At 40.6% G+C, this 20,807-nt stretch carries 17 protein-coding genes and 1 tRNA gene; 1 reads left to right on the top strand and 17 read right to left on the bottom strand.

Going from position 1 to position 20,807, the window contains the following annotated elements; genetic code table 11:
• Positions 1-55: 55 nt before the first annotated feature.
• The 5 genes from htpG to J576_RS16875 all read right to left on the bottom strand — a co-directional run bounded on the left by htpG (position 56) and on the right by J576_RS16875 (position 5,933).
• Positions 56-1,975 carry a molecular chaperone HtpG gene (htpG, locus tag J576_RS16895; protein ID WP_033855700.1) on the bottom strand — a complete coding sequence of 640 codons (1,920 nt, stop codon included), beginning with the start codon at positions 1,973-1,975 and terminating at the stop codon, positions 56-58.
• A gap of 102 nt (positions 1,976-2,077) precedes the next feature.
• Positions 2,078-2,431 (bottom strand): lysozyme inhibitor LprI family protein, encoded by a 354-nt coding sequence (locus tag J576_RS16890; RefSeq protein ID WP_002157002.1) that lies wholly within the window; start codon positions 2,429-2,431, stop codon positions 2,078-2,080.
• A gap of 184 nt (positions 2,432-2,615) precedes the next feature.
• Complete coding sequence (locus tag J576_RS16885) at positions 2,616-3,197, bottom strand: OmpW/AlkL family protein (protein WP_002156917.1); 582 nt, start codon at positions 3,195-3,197, stop codon at positions 2,616-2,618.
• Between the two features lie 328 nt (positions 3,198-3,525).
• Positions 3,526-4,950, bottom strand: coding sequence for a Na+/H+ antiporter family protein (locus J576_RS16880; protein WP_002156999.1), 1,425 nt, complete (start codon positions 4,948-4,950; stop codon positions 3,526-3,528).
• 104 nt (positions 4,951-5,054) lie between these two features.
• Positions 5,055-5,933, bottom strand: a complete 879-nt coding sequence (locus tag J576_RS16875) for an alpha/beta fold hydrolase (RefSeq protein ID WP_081401019.1) — start codon at positions 5,931-5,933, stop codon at positions 5,055-5,057.
• A 117-nt stretch (positions 5,934-6,050) separates the two neighbouring features.
• Here J576_RS16875 and J576_RS16870 point away from each other — a divergent pair, with 117 nt between their 5' ends.
• Entirely contained in the window at positions 6,051-6,536 is a 486-nt protein-coding gene (locus J576_RS16870; protein WP_002156984.1) for a DUF4442 domain-containing protein, read from the top strand.
• A 41-nt stretch (positions 6,537-6,577) separates the two neighbouring features.
• Here J576_RS16870 and J576_RS16865 read toward each other — a convergent pair whose 3' ends face one another.
• From J576_RS16865 to J576_RS16810, 12 genes are all read right to left on the bottom strand, one after another.
• On the bottom strand, positions 6,578-6,934 hold the full coding sequence (locus tag J576_RS16865; protein WP_023187972.1) for a YMGG-like glycine zipper-containing protein: 357 nt from the start codon (positions 6,932-6,934) through the stop codon (positions 6,578-6,580).
• 212 nt (positions 6,935-7,146) lie between these two features.
• Positions 7,147-7,512 (bottom strand): hypothetical protein, encoded by a 366-nt coding sequence (locus J576_RS16860; RefSeq protein WP_002157021.1) that lies wholly within the window; start codon positions 7,510-7,512, stop codon positions 7,147-7,149.
• Between the two features lie 166 nt (positions 7,513-7,678).
• The gene (rpoC, locus tag J576_RS16855; RefSeq protein ID WP_002053534.1) at positions 7,679-11,872 is read right to left on the bottom strand and encodes a DNA-directed RNA polymerase subunit beta'; all 4,194 of its coding nucleotides are present in this window, start codon (positions 11,870-11,872) and stop codon (positions 7,679-7,681) included.
• Positions 11,873-11,958: 86 nt separating this feature from the next.
• On the bottom strand, positions 11,959-16,047 hold the full coding sequence (gene rpoB, locus J576_RS16850) for a DNA-directed RNA polymerase subunit beta (protein ID WP_002156925.1): 4,089 nt from the start codon (positions 16,045-16,047) through the stop codon (positions 11,959-11,961).
• Positions 16,048-16,351: 304 nt separating this feature from the next.
• Positions 16,352-16,723, bottom strand: a complete 372-nt coding sequence (rplL, locus tag J576_RS16845) for a 50S ribosomal protein L7/L12 (RefSeq protein WP_001229360.1) — start codon at positions 16,721-16,723, stop codon at positions 16,352-16,354.
• 42 nt (positions 16,724-16,765) lie between these two features.
• On the bottom strand, positions 16,766-17,272 hold the full coding sequence (gene rplJ / locus J576_RS16840; RefSeq protein ID WP_002157004.1) for a 50S ribosomal protein L10: 507 nt from the start codon (positions 17,270-17,272) through the stop codon (positions 16,766-16,768).
• A 319-nt stretch (positions 17,273-17,591) separates the two neighbouring features.
• Positions 17,592-18,287, bottom strand: coding sequence for a 50S ribosomal protein L1 (gene rplA / locus J576_RS16835; protein ID WP_002156922.1), 696 nt, complete (start codon positions 18,285-18,287; stop codon positions 17,592-17,594).
• A 3-nt stretch (positions 18,288-18,290) separates the two neighbouring features.
• A complete protein-coding gene (gene rplK / locus J576_RS16830; RefSeq protein ID WP_001074682.1) occupies positions 18,291-18,719 on the bottom strand; it encodes a 50S ribosomal protein L11 in 429 nt (142 codons plus the stop codon).
• A 109-nt stretch (positions 18,720-18,828) separates the two neighbouring features.
• Positions 18,829-19,362: a transcription termination/antitermination protein NusG gene (nusG, locus tag J576_RS16825; RefSeq protein WP_002115092.1), complete on the bottom strand. Its 534-nt coding sequence runs from the start codon at positions 19,360-19,362 to the stop codon at positions 18,829-18,831.
• A 7-nt stretch (positions 19,363-19,369) separates the two neighbouring features.
• Entirely contained in the window at positions 19,370-19,810 is a 441-nt protein-coding gene (secE, locus tag J576_RS16820) for a preprotein translocase subunit SecE (protein ID WP_002157045.1), read from the bottom strand.
• A 75-nt stretch (positions 19,811-19,885) separates the two neighbouring features.
• Positions 19,886-19,961 (bottom strand) — tRNA-Trp (locus J576_RS16815).
• 60 nt (positions 19,962-20,021) lie between these two features.
• Positions 20,022-20,807 (bottom strand): elongation factor Tu (locus tag J576_RS16810; protein WP_031959841.1); only part of this gene is annotated, 786 nt, incomplete at its 5' end.

Genomic DNA, 20,807 nt, shown 5'->3' with positions numbered 1-20,807 from the left:
TCTTTATCCACAAAAAAAGCCTCTGACAGTTCAGAGGCTTTTTTTACATCAAATATTATTTCAACAATAAGCTATTAATACGCTTCACATAAGCTGCAGGGTCTTCTGGTAAACCACCTTCTGCAATCACAGCCTGATCAAAAATCACGTTTGCCAAGTCATCAAACTGTTCTGAACCTTCAAGTTTTTTCACTAAAGGATGCTCAGGGTTAATTTCTAAAATTGGCTTGATTTCAGGTACAGCTTGCCCTGCTTGTTTGAGCATACGAATAAGTTGAGGAGACAACTCACCTTCACTTGTTACTAAACACGCAGGAGAATCTACTAAACGGGTCGTTACACGGACTTCTTTAGTTTTAGCCTTCAATGAGTCACTTAATTTCTCAACAACAGGTTTAAACTGTTCAGACGCTTGCTCTAATGCCTTTTTCTCTTCTGCATCTTGCAAGTCACCTAAATCAACAGCGCCTTTAGATACATTCTTTAATGGCGTACCGTCAAACTCATGAACAAAGTTCATTGCCCACTCATCAACACGCTCTGCCATTAACAATACTTCAATGCCTTTTTTCTTAAACAACTCCAACTGTGGAGAGTTTTTAGCAGCAGCTAAGCTGTCAGCAGTAACATAATAAATGGCTTTTTGGCCTTCTTTCATGCGCGCTTTATAGTCTGCAAAAGAAGTTACCACTTCATCATTTGTTGAAGTTGCATAACGTAATAATTTTAAAATACGTTCACGGTTACCAAAGTCTTCGCCCAAGCCTTCTTTCAGTACTGAGCCAAACTCAGTGTAGAAGGTCTTGAATTTTTCTTGGTCTTTTTCATCTTCTGATTTAGCCAAACCATCAAGCAAAGTGAGTACACGGCGTGCGTTACCTTCACGAATTGTTTTAACATCACGACTTTCTTGCAACAACTCACGGCTCACATTAAGCGGTAAATCGGCGCTGTCCACGACACCTTGAACAAAGCGTAAATAGTTTGGAATTAAATTATCCGCATCATCCATAATGAAAACACGTTTTACATACAGCTTAATTCCCGCTTTTGCTTCACGTGTAAAAATGTCATGTGGTGCTTTACTTGGAATATAAAGTAATTGGGTATATTCGGTGCTACCTTCAACACGGTTATGTGCCCAAGCCAGTGGTGCTTCGAAGTCATGAGTTAAGTTTTTATAGAACTCAACATATTGCTCTTCAGTCACTTCACTCTTGTTGCGTGTCCATAAAGCACTTGCAGAGTTAATCGCTTCCCATTCATCAGTCTTGACCATTTGGCCGCCTTTAGGCTCTTCACCTTCAGCAACCTCCTCTTCCTGCCAAACTTCTTTTTGCATTTCAATTGGCAAGCTAATGTGGTCAGAGTATTTATTAACGATTTGCTTAACTTTATAAGACTCTAAATAATCAAGCGCATCATCGCGCAAGTGAAGAATAATGTCAGTACCGCGTGAAGCTTTAACAATTTGCTGAACTTCAAACTCACCTGTGCCACCGCTGATCCAACGCACCCCTTCAGAAGCATCGAGACCTGCGCGGCGTGATTCAACTGTAATTTTATCGGCAACAATAAAACCTGAGTAGAAACCAACACCAAACTGACCAATCAATTGAGCATCCGCTTTCTGGTCGCCCGTTAATTTTGACATGAAGTCTTTAGTGCCTGATTTTGCAATAGTACCCAAGTTATCAATTGCTTCTTGTTGGCTTAATCCAATACCGTTATCAGAAATCGTTAAAGTTTTATCTTCTTTGTTTAAGCTGATGCGTACATGTAAGTCCGGATCATTTTCATAATATTCAGGATGATTAATTCCTTCAAAACGCAACTTATCACATGCATCAGATGCATTAGAGATAAGTTCACGTAAGAAAATTTCAGGGTTCGAATAGAGAGAATGCGTCACTAAATGTAAAAGCTGGGCTACTTCTGCTTGGAAACTATAATTTTGTGATGCTTGTTCACTCATAAATCACTCCTTAAATTTTGAAGTTTGTTTGTTCTCGAATGCTTTATGAATGGAGTACTTCTACAATTTTTCAATCCTGAATATTAAAAAATTTTTCTTTAACTAAAACGGACCATGACTTAGTACCCTATCTTGCAAGATAGAGTCCAATTGTTGTTGTCTCTGCTGATAAGCTTTAGAAATACAACTTACATTAGCTGCACAAGCATTTCTTTTTTTTAACCACTGCTGCTGTGTATCTTTTTGATTATCACGGCCACCCATTGGCAATGCATGTAAAACAATTTGATATGTTGTTGCCATTTTGACATCAGCATCATTTAAAGAACGATTTTTGCAAATACTCAGCTCAGTCTTAGTTTTTGCAGCCTCACAGGAAAAACTAGCGGCCTGTGCATTATGAGCAAGAGTGATGCCACTAAAAAGTGCTAGACCTATGGCAAATTTTCTATTCATGATGTTATTCCTTTAAAGATATATAAAAAATAGTTTAAAAATAAAGATCAAAAGAATATGTATAAAACTGTCTGTTTTATGCTTTTTTTTAGTGAGAGCAATAAAATAAAAAACCTCACATAAAATCTATGTGAGGTGCCTGAGTCTAGGTTTGTTATTATATTTTTTCTATTTATTATTATGCTTAAAATTTATAGCTATAACCTAAAGTGTAAACAAACGGATTAATATCCAAATCAAATTTAGCACCATTTGTTAAAGTAACTTCTGGGCTAATATCCGCATAGCGAACATCTACAAATACCCCCCAATTTTTCGCATCAGCAGGTTGGAAGTTAAAACCAACTTGTCCAGCTACACCAAAATCTTCTTTTACTTTGTCAGCAACACCTTGTTCATCCCAAGGAATAAATGCTGTCGCCCCGATACCAATATACGGTGTGAAACGAGTTGAGTTTTTAAAATGATATTTTGCGGTAATTGTCGGAGGTAATTGTTTAATACGTGCTACATTTTTACCATCTAATAAAACATCATGATTAACCGGCGCTGCTAATAATAATTCTGCCGAAAAAGGTGATTCACCAAAAAAGTATTCAACTGATGGTGTAAATGCATATTCATGATCAGCTTTTACTACACCTAAAGCAGTTGTTGTATCGTCAGATGGAGCAATAACACTACCCCCAAATTTTACTTGCCAATTACCAGCAAAAGTAAATGAAGACATCCCCATTAATGCAATAATCAAAGCTTTTTTGAACACGTTAATATCTCCAACCTTATTTATATTTATAATAAACATTTATTTTAAATTGATGCAACACCCATTATATAATTATTTTTATATTTATTTTTAAATAACTGTTTTAAATAAAAATATATATTAACCAACCATTTTAATTGGTTTTTATCCCAACTTAATTAATCAGAATTATTTTATATAACCAACCTTTTTAATATACTTTAAATTCCGAGTATTTTAATATAATTTATTTTAAATACATATTTTATTTAGAGCATAAAAAAACCTTCTTAATACTTATCTTAAGATAATTATTAAGAAGGTTTTAATTTAATATATTATAAAAAACTTATAAAACCATGGCTGCAATCCAACCAAAAACTAACAATGGAATATTAAAGTGGATAAATGTTGGAATGACGGTATCCCAAATATGGTCATGTTGTCCATCGACCCCTAAACCCGCTGTTGGTCCTAAGGTAGAATCGGAAGCTGGAGATCCAGCATCACCTAAAGCCGCCGCTGTACCAATCAATGCAATTGTCGCTAATGGCGAGAAACCAAACTGTACACATAAAGGTACATAAATAACTGCTAAAACAGGCACACTTGAAAAAGATGAACCAATACCAATCGTGACAAATAAACCAATACTCAGCATTAAGAAAGCCGCGAGCGCACGATTATCACCAATGATTTCAACCACCCCTTTAACCAGTTGATTGATATCTCCTGTATGCGTCATGACTGAAGCGAAACCGGCGGCAGAGATCATAATAAAGCCTACTAGAGCCATCATTCGCATGCCTTGTACAAAGACATCATCTGCATCTTGCCATTTAAAAATGCCGGCTGTAGACAGAACCGCAAAGCCTACTAAACCACCCAAAATCATTGAGCCGGAATAAAGCTGTGCAACTAAGGTAAGACCAATCGCGAGCAAAGCCATAAAAATTGTTTTTTTCGCAATTACAGGGCCTTGCTCTGCTTCGTGTTTAAGTTCTTCTGCATCTGCTTTTAGATCTATTGTTTCATCTTGCGCTGTTGCACGCAGAGGTTTGTCTAAATCAATGGTAGCTACAGGGGTAATGGCACGGTCCACATAAATTCTTGGCTTACGGTAACTAATAAATACTGCAACTAAAGTACCTAAAACCATACCTAAAACTGGAATAGCCATGCCAATTGGCATCATCCCACGTTCTACATGCAAGCCATAAGCAGCACCGATTTTGTTGATATTCCCCATCAAAATTTGTTCAAGGAAAATCGCACCAAAGCCAACGGGTAGAAAAATATAAGTACCAACTAAACCTAAAGTCAGGACACAAGCTGCTGCGCGGCGGTCTAGTTTTAAATGATTCATGACTCGTAATAATGGCGGCACCAGTACAGGAATAAATGCGATATGAACCGGTATGAGGTTTTGAGAGAAAATGGCAGCAATAAGTAAAATACCTAAGAGTAAATATTTTACTTTGGTTTCACGGCTTTTCCCTGCTTCCATTCCCAACAGACCAATAAGTTTATGAGCAAGCAGGTCGGGTAAACCCGATTTAGAGAGAGCGAGTGCAAATGCACCTAATACAGCATAAGCGAGAGCAACTTCGGCTCCATCACCAAGACCAGCATTAAAAGCTTCAACTGTTTGAGAAAGACTTAAACCCGCGACAAGACCACCAACAATGGCAGAGACCACTAATGTCAATACGACAGAAACGCGTGCTAGTGATAGTAAAAACATCACAGCAATCGCCACAACAACAGCATTCATGAACAAATTCAGAACAAAACAAAAGGCGATATTCTATCAGATTCACATCTACGAAGCCGAAAATATCGCCAAATTATCAGTTTTGTAAATTAAACAGTCACTTACTAACTTTGTGATTCGATGAACTGACGAATATGTCCTGCCACTTTTTCAGCCTGACTCAGAATCGCCCAATGGTTTGCTTCAAGCTCAACATACTCAAAGTTTTCAACCCATTTTGGCATTGCTTCCGTAATATATTCAGGACTCACAAAAGTATCGTATTTTAAAATTATTGCTTTGACTGGACACTGTGCATAACGCTGGCGAGGAGCTGTTAAGCGAGGAATAAAATTCGCACGATATAAATTAATCCCGTATTTACCATCAGCAGAAATATTACTATTTAACGGTAAATTATCTTTTCTCTCTAAGTCTTTTAATATTTTGCCCCATTTTTCTGGAGTAAAAAGAGACCAGACCGTCGGAGCAATTAATGGTAAATGGAAAGCACCGATATACCATGATTTTGTTAGTATTTTTAAGATTTTTGCAGGCGTCGTTTTAAATTTATCTCTTAAAAAGAGCGAAGCATGATCTAAACAAGGACCAGAAATGGTTGTATAAGAGAGTAAACGGCCTTTAAATTTAGGTTCAGTTGCAGACTCCCAAGACTGAATTGATCCCCAATCATGGGCAGCCATATGGAACTGTCGATTTGGGAGTACTTCATCGACGACTTCTTGTAAGTCTAAAGATAAACGTTCTAAACGATAATCTCGTATTCGTTTAGGAATAGATGACAAACCCGCTCCACGGACATCATAAGTAACAATATAAAAATCTTTGATCAAATGCTCAATGACTGATTCCCATACTTCCTGATTATCTGGATAACCATGTACTAAAACTAATGGAGTATTTTTCTCATCACCCCAAGCCTTAGCGCATAGAGTTTGTTGATCACTTGTTGTTACTGTATAAATCTTTGGCTGCATAATCATTTCCTATTTTGTTTTTCAATCGATCATGTCGTTAATCGGATAAAGCATTGCCATCAATATAAAAAAGATGATACTTATCTAGTATGACCAGTGTTGCAATAAAAAAAATTGACTATTATGGCTATTTTAAAAAAACTTCAGAACATTCCCTCAATTTCTAAATTCTTATTTAATTATTATCCTCCCTACCGCGGTGCAGGGATTCATATTGAAATCATGAATTTAGAGCTCTGTCATGTTCGCGTAAAAATGCCACTGACCTGGAAAAACCAAAATCTGGTAGGTACTCATTTTGGAGGAAGTCTTTATTCTATGGTTGATCCATTTTATATGCTGATTCTTATGCATCACCTTGGATCAAAATATATAGTTTGGGATAAAGCGGCTGAGATTAATTTTTTATCGCCTGGGCGAAGCACTGTTTATGCTGACATTCGAGTTGACTTAGCAGAAATTGAACAGATTCGAGAACTTGCCGAGAACTATGCTCCAGTGCTTAGAACATATCATTTAAATATTTTTGATGAATCAGGTGTGAGAATTGCTGAAGTGCAAAAGACGCTATACATCCGTAGAAAAAAGGCAAAAGCCTTATACCCATAAAAATAAGTGCCTAAAGGCACTTATTTTTATTTTAGTAAATTCTAACGCTTTTCTTCAATCGCAGCACCAGCTCCGCCACCAAGTGCACCACCAATCGCAGCGCCTGTGTCACCACCAAAAATGGCTTTCCCTACTACAGATCCAATACCGGCACCGATAGCACTACTTGTTGTGGAACTCTTATTACTACCCTTAGCATTCGCACCTACACCCGCACCAGCTGCTGCACCTACACCAGCACCTAGACCGCCACCAACATGGTTACCGACACCACCTCCAACAGCACCGCCTAATGCTGCTGCACCAATACGCTGATCAGATGGACTCATATTCTGACAACCAGTGAACATGAATGCAGATAACATTAAAGTAGAAATTAAACCAATTGTTTTTTTCATGACCATACTCACTCCATTGTGCTCTAATCAAAGCATAATCTTCTTTTATGAGGAATTTGATCAGTTTATGTTATCGCACTGTGGCAATAGATTGATATTTTGTAAAAGCATTCTAGGTCTAGTTATTATTTAAATTTCAATCTAATAAGCAAAGAAAATAGAAGCTCTTATTTTACAAAGAGCTTCTAGTTTAAATATATTTAAAGGTACTTTTAGTATTTCCCTTTTTTCTCTTCATAGGCCGCGCCCGCACTACCACCAAGTGCACCACCTGCAGCAGCACCAGCATCACCACCAATCACTGCACCACCTAAGATTGCACCAACACCGGCACCAATTGCACTGTTACGTACAGTTTTACTGTTAGACCCTTTTGCATTTGCTGCAACGCCTGCGCCAAGAGCTGCCCCTAAACCTGCACCAATATTACCGCCTACATGTTTACCTACCGCACCCCCTGCACCGCCACCAATAGCTGCAGAACCAATACGTTTACTTTCTGGACTTGCATTTTGGCAACCTACAAATAGAGTGGTTGACATCAGACCCACACCTGCAATCATCATCATTTTTTTCATTGAAAGCTACTCCTCTACTCAGTTGTGCCTAGGATAGTATGCTTTCATGGAGAGTTTTTTCTCATTAAGTAATAGATTAAGAGTGCTTTAATAGACTTTTGTAAAAATAGCTTATTTTTTCCACAAAAAAGACGCCCTAAGGCGTCTTTTTAATAAAACTTTAAGCTTAGAATTGTTCTGAGTTTAAAGCTTGGCTAAATGCTTGGTCTACTTCGCTGAAGTCATTATGAAGCTCATGTTCTGCAGCTTCTGCTTCTTGACGACGACGTTCTAAATGGTATGCAAGACCAGTACCAGCTGGAATCAAGCGACCCACTACAACGTTCTCTTTCAAGCCGCGTAAATCATCTTCTTTACCTGTTACAGCCGCTTCAGTTAACACACGAGTTGTTTCCTGGAACGATGCAGCAGAGATGAACGAGTCAGTAGAAAGCGATGCTTTCGTAATACCCATCAATTGACGTTCAAACTTCGCAGGGAACTTGTTCTGAGCCAAGACAGCTTGGTTCTCTTGAACAACGCGGATGTAATCCACTTGTTCGCCTTTAATGAAGCTTGTATCACCACCATCGATGATATCAACTTTACGCAACATTTGACGTACGATAACTTCAATGTGCTTATCGTTGATTTTTACACCTTGGAGGCGGTAAACGTCTTGAACTTCGTTCACGATGTAGTTAGTTAAAGCAACTTCGCCTTTCAAGCGTAAGATGTCATGTGGGTTTTGTGGACCATCAGAAATGGTTTCACCACGGTTCACATGTTCACCTTCAAACACGTTGATTTGACGCCATTTTGGAATCAACTCTTCGTAAATTTCAGAACCGTCATCTGGAGTAATTACTAAACGGTTCTTACCTTTAGTCTCTTTACCAAAGCTTACGATACCAGACACTTCTGCCAAGATCGCATGTTCTTTCGGCTTACGTGCTTCGAACAAGTCAGCAACACGTGGAAGACCACCGGTAATATCACGAGTACGTGAAGATTCTTGTGGTACACGACCAATAACGTCACCCACACCAATTGTTTCGCCATCACGAACGGTAACAATTGTGTTTTGTGGCAAGAAGTAGAACTGTTCGCCACCATCAGCCGTATCCAATACGATTGCTGGACGTAAATCTTTACCAGAAGCAGGACGTGCTGTTACAGGCAAGATTTCAACAGTTGTCATACCAGTTGCATCATCAGTTTTCGATGTTGCAGTTACACCATCAGCGATTTGGCTGAAACGTGCTTTACCAGCAACTTCTGTTACTAATGGATGTGTATGCGGATCCCAAGTTGCAACGATACCACCTGCCTCAACGACTTCACCATCTTTCAACAAGATGCTTGCACCGTAAGGAAGTTTATAACGCTCACGCTCACGACCTAACTCATCGGCAATACCAATTTCACCTGAACGTGAAACTGAAACCAAGTGACCTTTCGCGTGTTGTACAGTTTTCACGTTGTGGAAACGTACAGTACCTTTGTTACGTACTTGAACACTGTTTGCAGCAGAAGTTCGGCTCGCAGCACCACCTACGTGGAACGTACGCATCGTTAACTGTGTACCTGGCTCACCAATTGATTGCGCAGCCATTACACCTACTGACTCACCTGGGTTCACCAAGTGACCACGTGCAAGGTCACGACCATAACAACGAGCACATACACCGAATGTAGATTCACATGCGATTACTGAACGTACTTTAACTTCATCGACACCAGCCTCTTCAAGCTGAGCTGCGATTTTCTCGTCAATTAACGTACCGCGAGGTAATACAACTTCATCATCAGAAGCACGACGTACATCTTCAGCAGTTACACGACCTAATACACGGTCACGTAATGGCTCGATGACATCACCACCTTGAATGAATGGAGTCATTACTAGGCCGCCATTTGTACCACAATCAGGCTCAGTAATTACCAAGTCTTGTGCTACGTCTACAAGACGACGAGTCAAGTAACCAGAGTTCGCTGTTTTCAATGCTGTATCGGCCAAACCTTTACGCGCACCGTGTGTAGAAATAAAGTACTGAAGTACTGTTAAACCTTCACGGAAGTTCGCTTTAATCGGTGTCTCAATAATCGAGCCATCCGGTTTTGCCATCAAACCACGCATACCAGCAAGCTGACGAATCTGCGCCGCACTACCACGGGCACCAGAGTCAGACATCATATAGATGCTGTTGAATGATTTTTGCTTCTCGTCTTCACCTTGTTTGTTTTTCACAAGTGTGTAAGACAAGTTATCCATCATCGCTTTCGCAACTTGGTCGTTTGTACGCGCCCAAATATCGACAACTTTGTTATAACGCTCACCAGCAGTTACGAAACCTTGTTCGAACTGTTGTTCGATTTCACGAACTTCTGTTTCAGCTTTATCAATAATTGTGTGCTTAGTAGGTGGAATTAACATGTCTTCCATACCTACAGATACACCTGAACGAGTCGCTTGACGGAAGCCCAAGTACATTAACTGGTCAGCGAAGATAACTGTATCTTTCAAACCAAGTTTACGGTAGCAAGAGTTGATTAACTTCGAGATGTTCTTTTTAGTCATCTCAAGGTTGATCATGTCAAAGCTTAAACCTTCTGGAACAACTTCCCAAAGTAAGCAACGACCTGGTGTCGTATCAACAATAATAGTTTGCTGTTCACGCTCACCATTTTCATTGATAACAGTTTGATGCACACGTACTTTAACACGAGCATGAATCGCAACTTGACCAGTTGCAAGTGCACGGTTTACTTCGTGAGTATCCGCAAACACCATGCCTTCACCTTTAGCATTTACTGCATCACGTGTGATGTAGTAAAGACCCAAGACAACGTCCTGAGAAGGAACAATAATTGGCTCACCGTTTGCTGGTGACAAGATGTTGTTTGTTGACATCATCAATGCACGAGCTTCTAACTGTGCTTCAAGTGTCAATGGAACGTGTACCGCCATTTGGTCACCATCGAAGTCGGCGTTAAACGCAGCACAAACGAGTGGGTGAAGACGGATTGCCTTACCTTCAATAAGAATAGGTTCAAATGCTTGAAGACCTAAACGGTGAAGTGTTGGCGCACGGTTCAACATTACTGGGTGTTGACGAATTACAGATGCAAGAACGTCCCAAACTTCCGGAGTCTCACGCTCAACCATTTTCTTCGCAGCTTTAATGGTTGTTGCCTGACCTGAAGCTTGTAATTTCGCGAAAATGAATGGCTTGAATAATTCAAGTGCCATTTTCTTCGGAAGACCACATTGGTGAAGACGTAAAGTAGGACCTACAGTAATTACCGAACGACCAGAGTAGTCAACACGCTTACCTAACAAGTTCTGACGGAAACGACCTTGTTTACCTTTGATCATGTCTGCCAAAGATTTTAATGGACGTTTGTTAGAACCAGTAATTGCACGACCACGACGACCGTTATCAAGCAACGCATCTACAGACTCTTGTAACATACGTTTTTCGTTACGTACGATGATGTCCGGCGCTGCAAGGTCAAGAAGACGCTTCAAACGGTTGTTACGGTTAATTACACGACGATATAAATCGTTCAAGTCAGAAGTCGCGAAACGACCACCTTCAAGTGGAACTAATGGACGTAAATCTGGTGGAAGCACCGGAAGTACATTCATTACCATCCATTCTGGCTTGTTGTTCGAGTCTTTGAATGCTTCCATCAATTTCAAGCGTTTAGATGCTTTTTTCAACTTCGTTTCAGAAGTTGTTTGAGGAATTTCTTCACGTAAACGAGCAATCTCAGCTTCAAGATCAATGTCTTTCAACAAGTCTTGAACTGCTTCCGCACCCATTTTTGCAACGAACTCGTCACCGTGCTCTTCTAAAGCTGTAAAGTATTCTTCGTCATTAAGAAGTTGATACTTTTCGAAAGGCGTCATGCCAGGATCAGTAACAACATATGATTCGAAATACAATACACGTTCGATATCACGAAGTGTCATATCAAGTAATAAACCGATACGGCTAGGTAACGATTTTAAGAACCAGATATGCGCAACTGGAGAAGCAAGTTCAATGTGACCCATACGTTCACGACGAACTTTCGCTGTAGTTACTTCAACGCCACATTTTTCACAAATGACGCCTTTGTATTTCATACGCTTGTATTTACCACACAAGCATTCGTAATCTTTTACTGGACCAAAGATTTTGGCACAGAATAAACCGTCACGTTCTGGCTTGAACGTACGATAGTTGATCGTCTCAGGTTTTTTAACTTCACCATGAGACCATGACTTAATCATTTCTGGTGACGCAAGACCAATACGGATACGGTCGAACTCAACTGGCGCATGACCATCTGAATCCGTTTTCTTACGCATGATATCGAGCAAGTCTTTCAATTTTTTTCTCCGTGTGTCGGGAAGCCTCGCTTACCCGACTGGGTCACAAATATTGTTTTTTCCTAAAAAATCGTGAGTCTTACGACTTAGTCACCATTTTTCAGTTCAATGTTGATACCTAAAGAACGGATCTCTTTGGTCAATACGTTGAACGATTCAGGCATACCCGGATCCATATAATGGTTACCATCTACAATATTCTTATAGATGCGAGTACGGCCTTCAACGTCATCCGACTTCACTGTGAGCATTTCTTGGAGTGTATATGCTGCACCGTATGCTTCAAGTGCCCATACTTCCATCTCACCGAAACGCTGACCACCGAATTGTGCTTTACCACCAAGCGGTTGTTGTGTAACTAATGAGTACGAACCAGTTGAACGAGCATGCATCTTGTCATCAACCAAGTGGTTCAACTTCAACATGTACATGTAACCAACAGTTACTGGACGGTCAAACTGTTCACCTGTACGTCCATCAAACAATACTGTTTGACCTGTACGTGAAATGTCAGCCAACTCAAGTAAATCTTTAATTTGACTTTCTTCAGCACCATCAAATACAGGAGTAGCCAAAGGAACACCAGCACGCAAGTTGCCTGAAAGTGCTAGGATTTCATCATCAGTCAAGCTATCAAGATCTTCTTGCTCGCCACCGACTTTGTTATAAATCTTGTCTAAGAATTCACGTAGTTCTAAAACTGTACGCTGTTCTTTCAACATTTTTTCGATTTTGTCACCAAGCCCTTTAGCCGCCATACCCAAGTGAGTCTCGAGAATCTGACCCACGTTCATACGAGATGGTACGCCCAACGGGTTCAATACGATATCTACAGGTACACCGTTCGCATCGTGTGGCATGTCTTCAACAGGTAAGATGTTAGAAACAACACCCTTGTTACCATGACGACCAGCCATCTTATCACCAGGCTGAATACGACGTTTAACAGCTAAGTAAACTTTAACAACTTTCAATACGCCAGTTGTTAACTCATCACCTGTTGCAAGCTTACGTTTCTTCTCAGCGAATTTCTCATCGATTTCTGCGCTCTTCTCTTTCAAGAACACTTGAATCTGAGTTAAACGCTCAGCGATTGCTTCATCTGTCGGTTGAATTTCAAGTAAATCAACAAGCTCTAAACCAGACAATAAATCTTCAGAAAGTTTATCGCCACGTTTAGTTGAACCACCGCCATTAGACTCTTGGCCTTTAAGTAAACGGATTACACGTTCACGAGCCGCTTCTTCGAAGATTTTATATTCTTCTTTCAAGTCTTTACGGTAAGAATCAAGCTGTGCTTTTTCAATCGCTAATGCACGGTCATCTTTCTCTAAGCCATCACGAGTGAAGACTTGAACGTCGATAACTGTACCTTTAGTACCAGATGGAACACGTAAAGATGAATCTTTAACGTCAGCAGCTTTTTCACCAAAGATTGCACGAAGCAATTTTTCTTCAGGAGTTAACTGAGTTTCGCCTTTAGGCGTTACTTTACCAACTAAGATGTCACCAGCAGTAACTTCAGCACCGATATAAACGATACCTGATTCATCAAGTTTAGAAAGCGCAGCTTCACCTACGTTAGGAATATCGGCAGTAATTTCTTCTGCACCTAACTTAGTATCACGAGCCACACATGACAATTCTTGAATATGAATAGAAGTTAAACGGTCTTCTTGAAGAACACGCTCAGATAATAAGATCGAGTCTTCATAGTTGTAACCATTCCATGTCATGAACGCTACACGCATGTTTTGACCAAGCGCAAGTTCACCCATGTCTGTTGACGGACCATCTGCCAAGATGTCACCACGAGCAACTTTGTCGCCCAAATTCACGATAACATTTTGGTTAATACAAGTATTTTGGTTCGAACGTGTATATTTGATGAGATTATAGATATCTACCCCTGCCTCACCTGCAACCATTTCATCTTCGTTTACACGAATAACGATACGAGAAGCATCTACATATTCAATTGCACCACCACGGTTTGCGATTACACACACACCCGAATCACGTGCTACGTTCGCTTCCATACCAGTACCAACAAGAGGCTTGTCAGCACGTAAAGTAGGAACAGCCTGACGTTGCATGTTCGAACCCATCAATGCACGGTTCGCGTCATCGTGTTCAAGGAATGGAATAAGTGATGCAGCAACAGATACAACCTGCTGTGCAGAAACGTCCATATGCGTCACTTTTTCAGGTGGCATACGTACGAATTCACCTTGGTGACGAACAGAAACAAATTCTTCTGTTAAGTTGCCATCTTTATCTACTGCTGAGTCAGCCTGTGCAATAACAGTACCTACTTCTTCAATTGCAGATAAATATTCAACATCATCAGTTACACGACCATCTACAACTTTACGGTATGGTGTTTCCAAGAAACCGAAGTCATTCGCTTTTGCATATACAGAAAGCGAGTTAATCAAACCAATGTTTGGACCTTCAGGCGTTTCAATTGGACACACACGACCATAGTGAGTTTGATGTACGTCACGTACTTCAAAGCCTGCACGTTCACGTGTTAAACCACCTGGGCCAAGCGCAGATACACGACGCTTATGTGTAATCTCAGATAATGGGTTGTTTTGGTCCATGAACTGAGATAACTGGCTTGAACCAAAGAATTCTTTGATTGCAGCAGCAACTGGCTTAGCATTAATCAAGTCTTGTGGAGACAAGTTATCAGTTTCTGCTTGGCTTAAACGCTCTTTAACAGCACGCTCAACACGTACTAAACCAACACGGAATTGGTTCTCTGTCATTTCACCAACAGAACGTACACGACGGTTACCTAAATGGTCGATATCGTCTACTTCGCCTTTACCGTTACGGATTTCAACCAACGTACGTAATACATCGATGATATCTTCGTGCGATAAAATACCTTCAACTTCACGAGATTTTTGATCAGTGCCAACTTCGTAAGGACGACCTAGACGACGGTTGAACTTCATACGACCTACTGGAGATAAGTCATAACGCTCGGAAGAGAAGAATAAGTTATTGAATAGGTTTTCAGCAGCTTCTTTTGTTGGCGGCTCGCCTGGACGCATCACTTTGTAGATTTCTACTAATGCTTCTTCACGTCCCGCTGTTGTGTCTGCACGCAATGTATCAGCAACAAATGAACCACGGTCGATGTCATTCGTGAATAGGATGTTAAATTGTTTAACACCACCTTCTGCCAACTTCACCATTACTTCATGGCTTAACAACGTATTTGCAGCAATTACTTCACCATCACGTAAAGTAATATCTTCAGCCGTAATACGTTCATATAAGTATTCATCAGGAACTGAAAGTTTAGTTAAACCTGCAGCTTCCATTTGACGTACGTGACGCGCATTAATACGTTTGCCTTGCTCAACAATGACTTTACCTTCATTGTCAGCAATATCAAATTGAGCCATTTCACCACGTAAACGCTCAGGAACAAGGTCAATTTGATAGCTGCCCATGTCAAGATACACAGGTACTTTTTCGTAGAACAAATTCAAGATTTGTTCATTGTTATAACCTAGTGCACGTAACACAACAGTAGCAAGTAATTTACGACGACGGTCAATACGTACGTAAACAAGGTCTTTTGCATCAAATTCAAAGTCTAACCATGAACCACGGTAAGGAATGATACGTGCTGAATACAACACTTTACCACTTGAGTGAGTCTTACCTTTATCATGGTCAAAGAATACGCCTGGTGAACGGTGTAATTGAGATACGATTACACGCTCAGTACCATTGATAACAAAGGTACCGTTTTCAGTCATGAGTGGAATTTCACCCATATAGACTTCTTGTTCACGTACGTCTTTAATTGATTTAGTTTCGCGATCTTTAATAATCAAACGAATTTTAACGCGCATTGGTGCCGCATAAGTCGAACCACGAAGAATACATTCGCGTACATCGAACTCAGGTTTACCAAGGCTATACTCAACAAATTCTAAAGCAGCATTGCCAGAATAACTTTCGATAGGAAAAACTGAACGAAATGCGGCTTGGAGACCGATATCTTCGCGGTTTTTTGGAGTTTTGCCATCTTGCAAGAATGTTCTGTACGAATCGACCTGAATCGATAGTAAGTACGGTGCATCCATTACTTGGGGCAATTTACCAAAATTCTTACGGATCCGTTTCTTTTCGGTATATGAGTATGCCATCTGGAGTCCTCGGAAAGTAAACTAAGCCCGCCTGCAGAACGGGCTCAGAAGGAATTACGCAGGCCGATATGGCCACCACTGTTTACAAATGCTGCAATTTTTAGTGGTATAAAAACGCTTAACAATATTTTTAAAAAAGAAAAATATTGGTAAACATTTGAAATTTCTTGTTTTATTTAGATTTTTCTAAAAATCAAACAAAACTAACAAAAATCGAGCCGATTATTGTAACGCAAAAAGGCTGATGACCCAAGAGCCATCAGCCATTTTATGGAGCCGATTTAAAAACCGACTCCTTTTACAATTACTTAAGTGTAACTGTAGCACCAGCTTCTTCAAGTTTCTTCTTAAGTTCTTCGCCTTCTTCTTTAGAAACGCCTTCTTTAAGAACTTGAGGAGCACCTTCAACTAGGTCTTTAGCTTCTTTAAGACCAAGGCCAGTTGCTTCACGAACTGCTTTAATAACAGCTACTTTGTTAGCACCGAAAGAAGTCAACTCAACGTTGAATTCAGATTGTTCTTCAGCAGCTGCAGCAGCGCCACCAGCTGGAGCAGCAACAGCAACAGCTGCAGCTGAAACGTTGAATTTCTCTTCGAAAGCAGAAATTAATTCAACAAGTTCAAGAACAGTTTTTTCAGCAACTGCGTTTAAGATTTCTTCGTTAGTTAAAGCCATGAGAATAACTCCAAATGGATATTGAATGGTGTGTAAAATTGATTAAGCAGCTTCTGACTCGTTTTTCTCTTTGAGCGCTGTAATGAGGCGACCCAATTTCGAAATAGGAGCTTGAAGAACAGAGGCAAGCATAGTAAGCGCTTTCTCTTGGTTTGGAAGATTAGCAATTACGCTAACATCAGCACCTTGATAAACTTTGCCGTCAAATGCAGCAGCTTTTAATTCAAATGCTTTGTTAGTTTTTGCAAATTCTTCAAACAAGCGTGCAGCTGCACCCATGTCATCTTCAGAAGTTGAAAAACCTAGAATTGTTGGACCAACAAGGTTGTCGTTCAAGATATCAAATTGAGTACCTTGGAATGCGCGCTTAGCCAAAGTGTTACGTACGATACGTGTAGTTACACCTAACTTACGAGCTTCAACACGAAGTGTTGTTAATTGCTCTACGCTTAAACCTTGATAGTCAGCAACAACGGCTGCAAACGCTTTAGAAGCAACTTCACTTACTTCTGAAACGATCTGTTTTTTGTCTTCGATAAGAAGAGCCATTGTAAAACCTCCTAAGGTGATTTATGCACCCAATGGGCACACTCCCAATTCGTAAGCCTTTCGACTTACACGCGGAGGAGGAACAAATCACACCACCGCGTCTACGCAGGCTGGATTATTAAGAAAAGCCGCTATCCGAAAATAACGCCTTCTCGCCTGAGGTCTTTGACGCTGATAAATTCTCATTCATCAATTCAAAGTCCGCCTGATAAGCAAGAGTCAAAGCGTTGCTTTAACTGCGCAAAAATAGAAACTTATTTCTATTTTTTCTACCTACTCAATCAGGACTTTAAAATTCTGTACAGAACTAAGTTAAAACTTAGTTAGAAACGTTGTTTACATCAACAGTAAGACCAGGACCCATAGTTGAGCTCAAAGTGATCTTTTTGATGTATACACCTTTAGAAGTTGCAGGTTTTAACTTTTTCAAGTCAGCAACTAAAGTTTCAACGTTTTGACGGATTGCAGCAGCATCAAAGCCAACTTGACCAATCGCAGCGTGGATAATACCCGCTTTGTCTACACGGTAACGAGCCTGACCAGATTTCGCGTTTTTAACAGCATTCGCAACATCAGGAGTTACAGTACCTACTTTAGGGTTTGGCATTAAACCACGTGGACCAAGAATTGTACCGAGCTTACCAACAACACGCATAGCGTCTGGAGCAGCGATCACAACATCAAAGTCAAGGTTTCCACCTTGGATGCTTTCAGCAAGGTCATCAAAACCTACAACATCAGCACCAGCTTCTTTAGCAGCTTCTGCTTGAGCACCTTGAGCAAATACAGCTACACGTACAGTTTTACCAGTACCTGCAGGTAATGTAGTCGCACCACGAACAACCTGATCAGATTTACGTGGATCTACGCCAAGGTTTACAGAGATGTCTAAAGATTCTTTGAACTTTGCTGCAGGTAAGCTGTTAAGAACCTGTACTGCTTCTTCCAAAGTGTAAACTTTGTTTGCTTCTACAGCAGCAGCAATGGCTTTTTGACGTTTAGTTAACTTTGCCATGTCTTATAGCTCCACTTCCAAGCCCATAGAACGTGCAGAACCAGCAATGGTACGAACACGCGCGTCTAAATCAGCACCAGTTAAGTCTGGTTCTTTAGTAGTCGCGATTTCTTCTAATTGAGCACGAGTCAACTTACCAACTTTAGTTTTGTTAGGTACAGATGAACCCTTTTGGATACCAGCAGCTTTCTTAAGAAGAATAGAAGCTGGAGGAGTTTTCATGATGAATGTGAACGACTTGTCGTTGTACACAGTAATCACTACAGGAATTGGAAGACCTGGTTCAACTTTTTGTGTAGCAGCATTGAATTCTTTACAGAATGCCATGATGTTTACACCACGTTGACCTAGTGCAGGACCAATTGGTGGAGATGGATTTGCTTTACCAGCTGGAACTTGCAGCTTGATATAGCCGTCAATCTTCTTAGCCATTTTAAAATACCTCTGGGTACAGGCGCCGTTAGGCTCCCCAATTTCTACGTAACAACACTGTTACAACAACAATGCCCGATAAAATCGGGCGCTTTTCAACCAATTAAGATTAAATCGTTTTTTCGACTTGGCGAAATTCGAGTTCAACCTGAGTTGGTCGATTAAACACGTTAATCGTCAACGTTAAACGTGACTTGTCGTATTGAACCTCTTCCACCACACCTTTAAAGTCTGTGAATGGACCGTCAATAACGAGTAATTCTTCACCTGGTTCAAACATCGTCTTAGGACGTGGAGCTTCACCAGTATTACGTACACGCGCAAGAATCGCATCTGCTTCACGTTGAGTGATTGGCGCAGGTTTTTCAGGTGTACCCCCAATAAAACCTAATACTTTTGGACATTCTTTAACAATGTGCCAAGTATCATCATTCATTTCCATTTCAACTAACACATAGCCAGGAAAGAATTTACGCTCAGATTTACGTTTCTTACCGTCCTTCATTTCTACCACTTCTTCGGTAGGAACTAGGACATCACCAAAGCTATCGGCAACAGCGCTACGCTGGATTCGTTCTGTAAGTGAACGCATCACTTGTTTTTCATAACCAGAGTAGGCATGAATAATGTACCAACGTTTCATAGCTCTTTTACCCGATAATCAACTTAATTAACCAACCCAAACCATAGTCAAAGCACCATAATACTAACGATGCAACAACTACAACCAATAGAACCTGCCACGATGTAGTGACTGTTTCTTGTTTTGTTGGCCAAGTTACTCGACGCAATTCGACTCGTGCATCTTTCAGCAAACGAACGAAGCCTTTACCTTGATGGGTGGCGTATAATAAACCTAAAGCCACAACGATACAAGCAAAAATTACCCCAACGCGCACCCATACATTATTTGCAGGGGCCCAATACGCTGGTAAATGCTGATTCACCATGGTAGCCGAGAGCAATAATGCAATTGCTATCACCCATAGAACGATATCTAAAGGCGAACCAGTACGAACAACTTCAGCAGAATTATTTCTTTGAGGAATTGGCGCGTCGCTCAATGCGTCACGCGATTTATCATTCGACATTTTTGTACTCGTCGTAGAACTCGCGACTTATTATATGAACAACTAAGCCAGCATCAAGCTTTTTATTTCAAAATATGGCAGGTCAGGAGGGACTCGAACCCCCAACATTCGGTTTTGGAGACCGACGCTCTACCAATTGAACTACTGACCTATAAAGCAAGTTGAGAGCCAAAGCTCTCAACTTGAGACGTAATACGTCACTATATTATGCTTATGCAGTTACTTTCGCAACAACACCAGCACCTACAGTACGACCACCTTCACGGATCGCAAAACGTAGACCTGGGTCCATTGCGATTGGGTGGATTAATTCTACTGACATTTCAACGTTGTCACCTGGCATTACCATTTCAACGCCTTCTTTCAACTGGATCGCACCAGTTACGTCAGTTGTACGGAAGTAGAACTGTGGACGGTAACCATTTAAGAATGGAGTGTGACGACCACCTTCTTCTTTAGAAAGTACGTATACTTCTGCGTCGAATTTAGTGTGCGGCTTGATTGTACCTGGTTTAGCAAGTACTTGACCACGTTGTACGTCTTCACGCTTAGTACCACGAAGTAATACACCACAGTTCTCGCCTGCACGGCCTTCGTCAAGAAGTTTACGGAACATTTCTACGCCAGTTACAGTTGTTTTAACTGTATCTTTAATACCAACGATCTCTACTTCTTCACCAACTTTAACGATACCAGATTCTACACGGCCTGTTACTACTGTACCACGACCAGAAATTGAGAATACGTCTTCGATTGGCATTAAGAATGCTTTGTCGATAGCACGTTCTGGTTCTGGGATGTAAGAGTCAAGAGCTGCTACAAGAGCAAGAACTGATTCTTCACCGTAAGGACCTGCTTCACCGTTAAGAGCAGCAAGAGCTGAACCACGGATTACTGGAGTGTCATCACCTGGGAAGTCGTAAGTAGAAAGAAGTTCACGAACTTCCATTTCTACTAATTCAAGTAATTCTTCGTCGTCAACAAGGTCGCATTTGTT

Source organism: Acinetobacter sp. 766875 (assembly GCF_000582055.1).
GTDB lineage: Bacteria > Pseudomonadota > Gammaproteobacteria > Pseudomonadales > Moraxellaceae > Acinetobacter > Acinetobacter nosocomialis.
This window is presented reverse-complemented; position numbering and strand designations above follow the sequence as displayed.

Coding starts and splice junctions, on each gene's coding strand:
- rplA (WP_002156922.1), bottom strand. CDS start 18,287: ATGGCAAAGTTAACTAAACGTCAAAAAGCCATTGCTGCTGCTGTAGAA.
- rpoB (WP_002156925.1), bottom strand. CDS start 16,047: ATGGCATACTCATATACCGAAAAGAAACGGATCCGTAAGAATTTTGGT.
- J576_RS16890 (WP_002157002.1), bottom strand. CDS start 2,431: ATGAATAGAAAATTTGCCATAGGTCTAGCACTTTTTAGTGGCATCACT.
- J576_RS16860 (WP_002157021.1), bottom strand. CDS start 7,512: ATGAAAAAAATGATGATGATTGCAGGTGTGGGTCTGATGTCAACCACT.
- J576_RS16875 (WP_081401019.1), bottom strand. CDS start 5,933: ATGATTATGCAGCCAAAGATTTATACAGTAACAACAAGTGATCAACAA.
- J576_RS16880 (WP_002156999.1), bottom strand. CDS start 4,950: ATGAATGCTGTTGTTGTGGCGATTGCTGTGATGTTTTTACTATCACTA.
- secE (WP_002157045.1), bottom strand. CDS start 19,810: ATGTCGAATGATAAATCGCGTGACGCATTGAGCGACGCGCCAATTCCT.
- nusG (WP_002115092.1), bottom strand. CDS start 19,362: ATGAAACGTTGGTACATTATTCATGCCTACTCTGGTTATGAAAAACAA.
- htpG (WP_033855700.1), bottom strand. CDS start 1,975: ATGAGTGAACAAGCATCACAAAATTATAGTTTCCAAGCAGAAGTAGCC.
- rplK (WP_001074682.1), bottom strand. CDS start 18,719: ATGGCTAAGAAGATTGACGGCTATATCAAGCTGCAAGTTCCAGCTGGT.
- rplL (WP_001229360.1), bottom strand. CDS start 16,723: ATGGCTTTAACTAACGAAGAAATCTTAAACGCAGTTGCTGAAAAAACT.
- J576_RS16865 (WP_023187972.1), bottom strand. CDS start 6,934: ATGAAAAAAACAATTGGTTTAATTTCTACTTTAATGTTATCTGCATTC.
- rplJ (WP_002157004.1), bottom strand. CDS start 17,272: ATGGCTCTTCTTATCGAAGACAAAAAACAGATCGTTTCAGAAGTAAGT.
- J576_RS16870 (WP_002156984.1), top strand. CDS start 6,051: ATGGCTATTTTAAAAAAACTTCAGAACATTCCCTCAATTTCTAAATTC.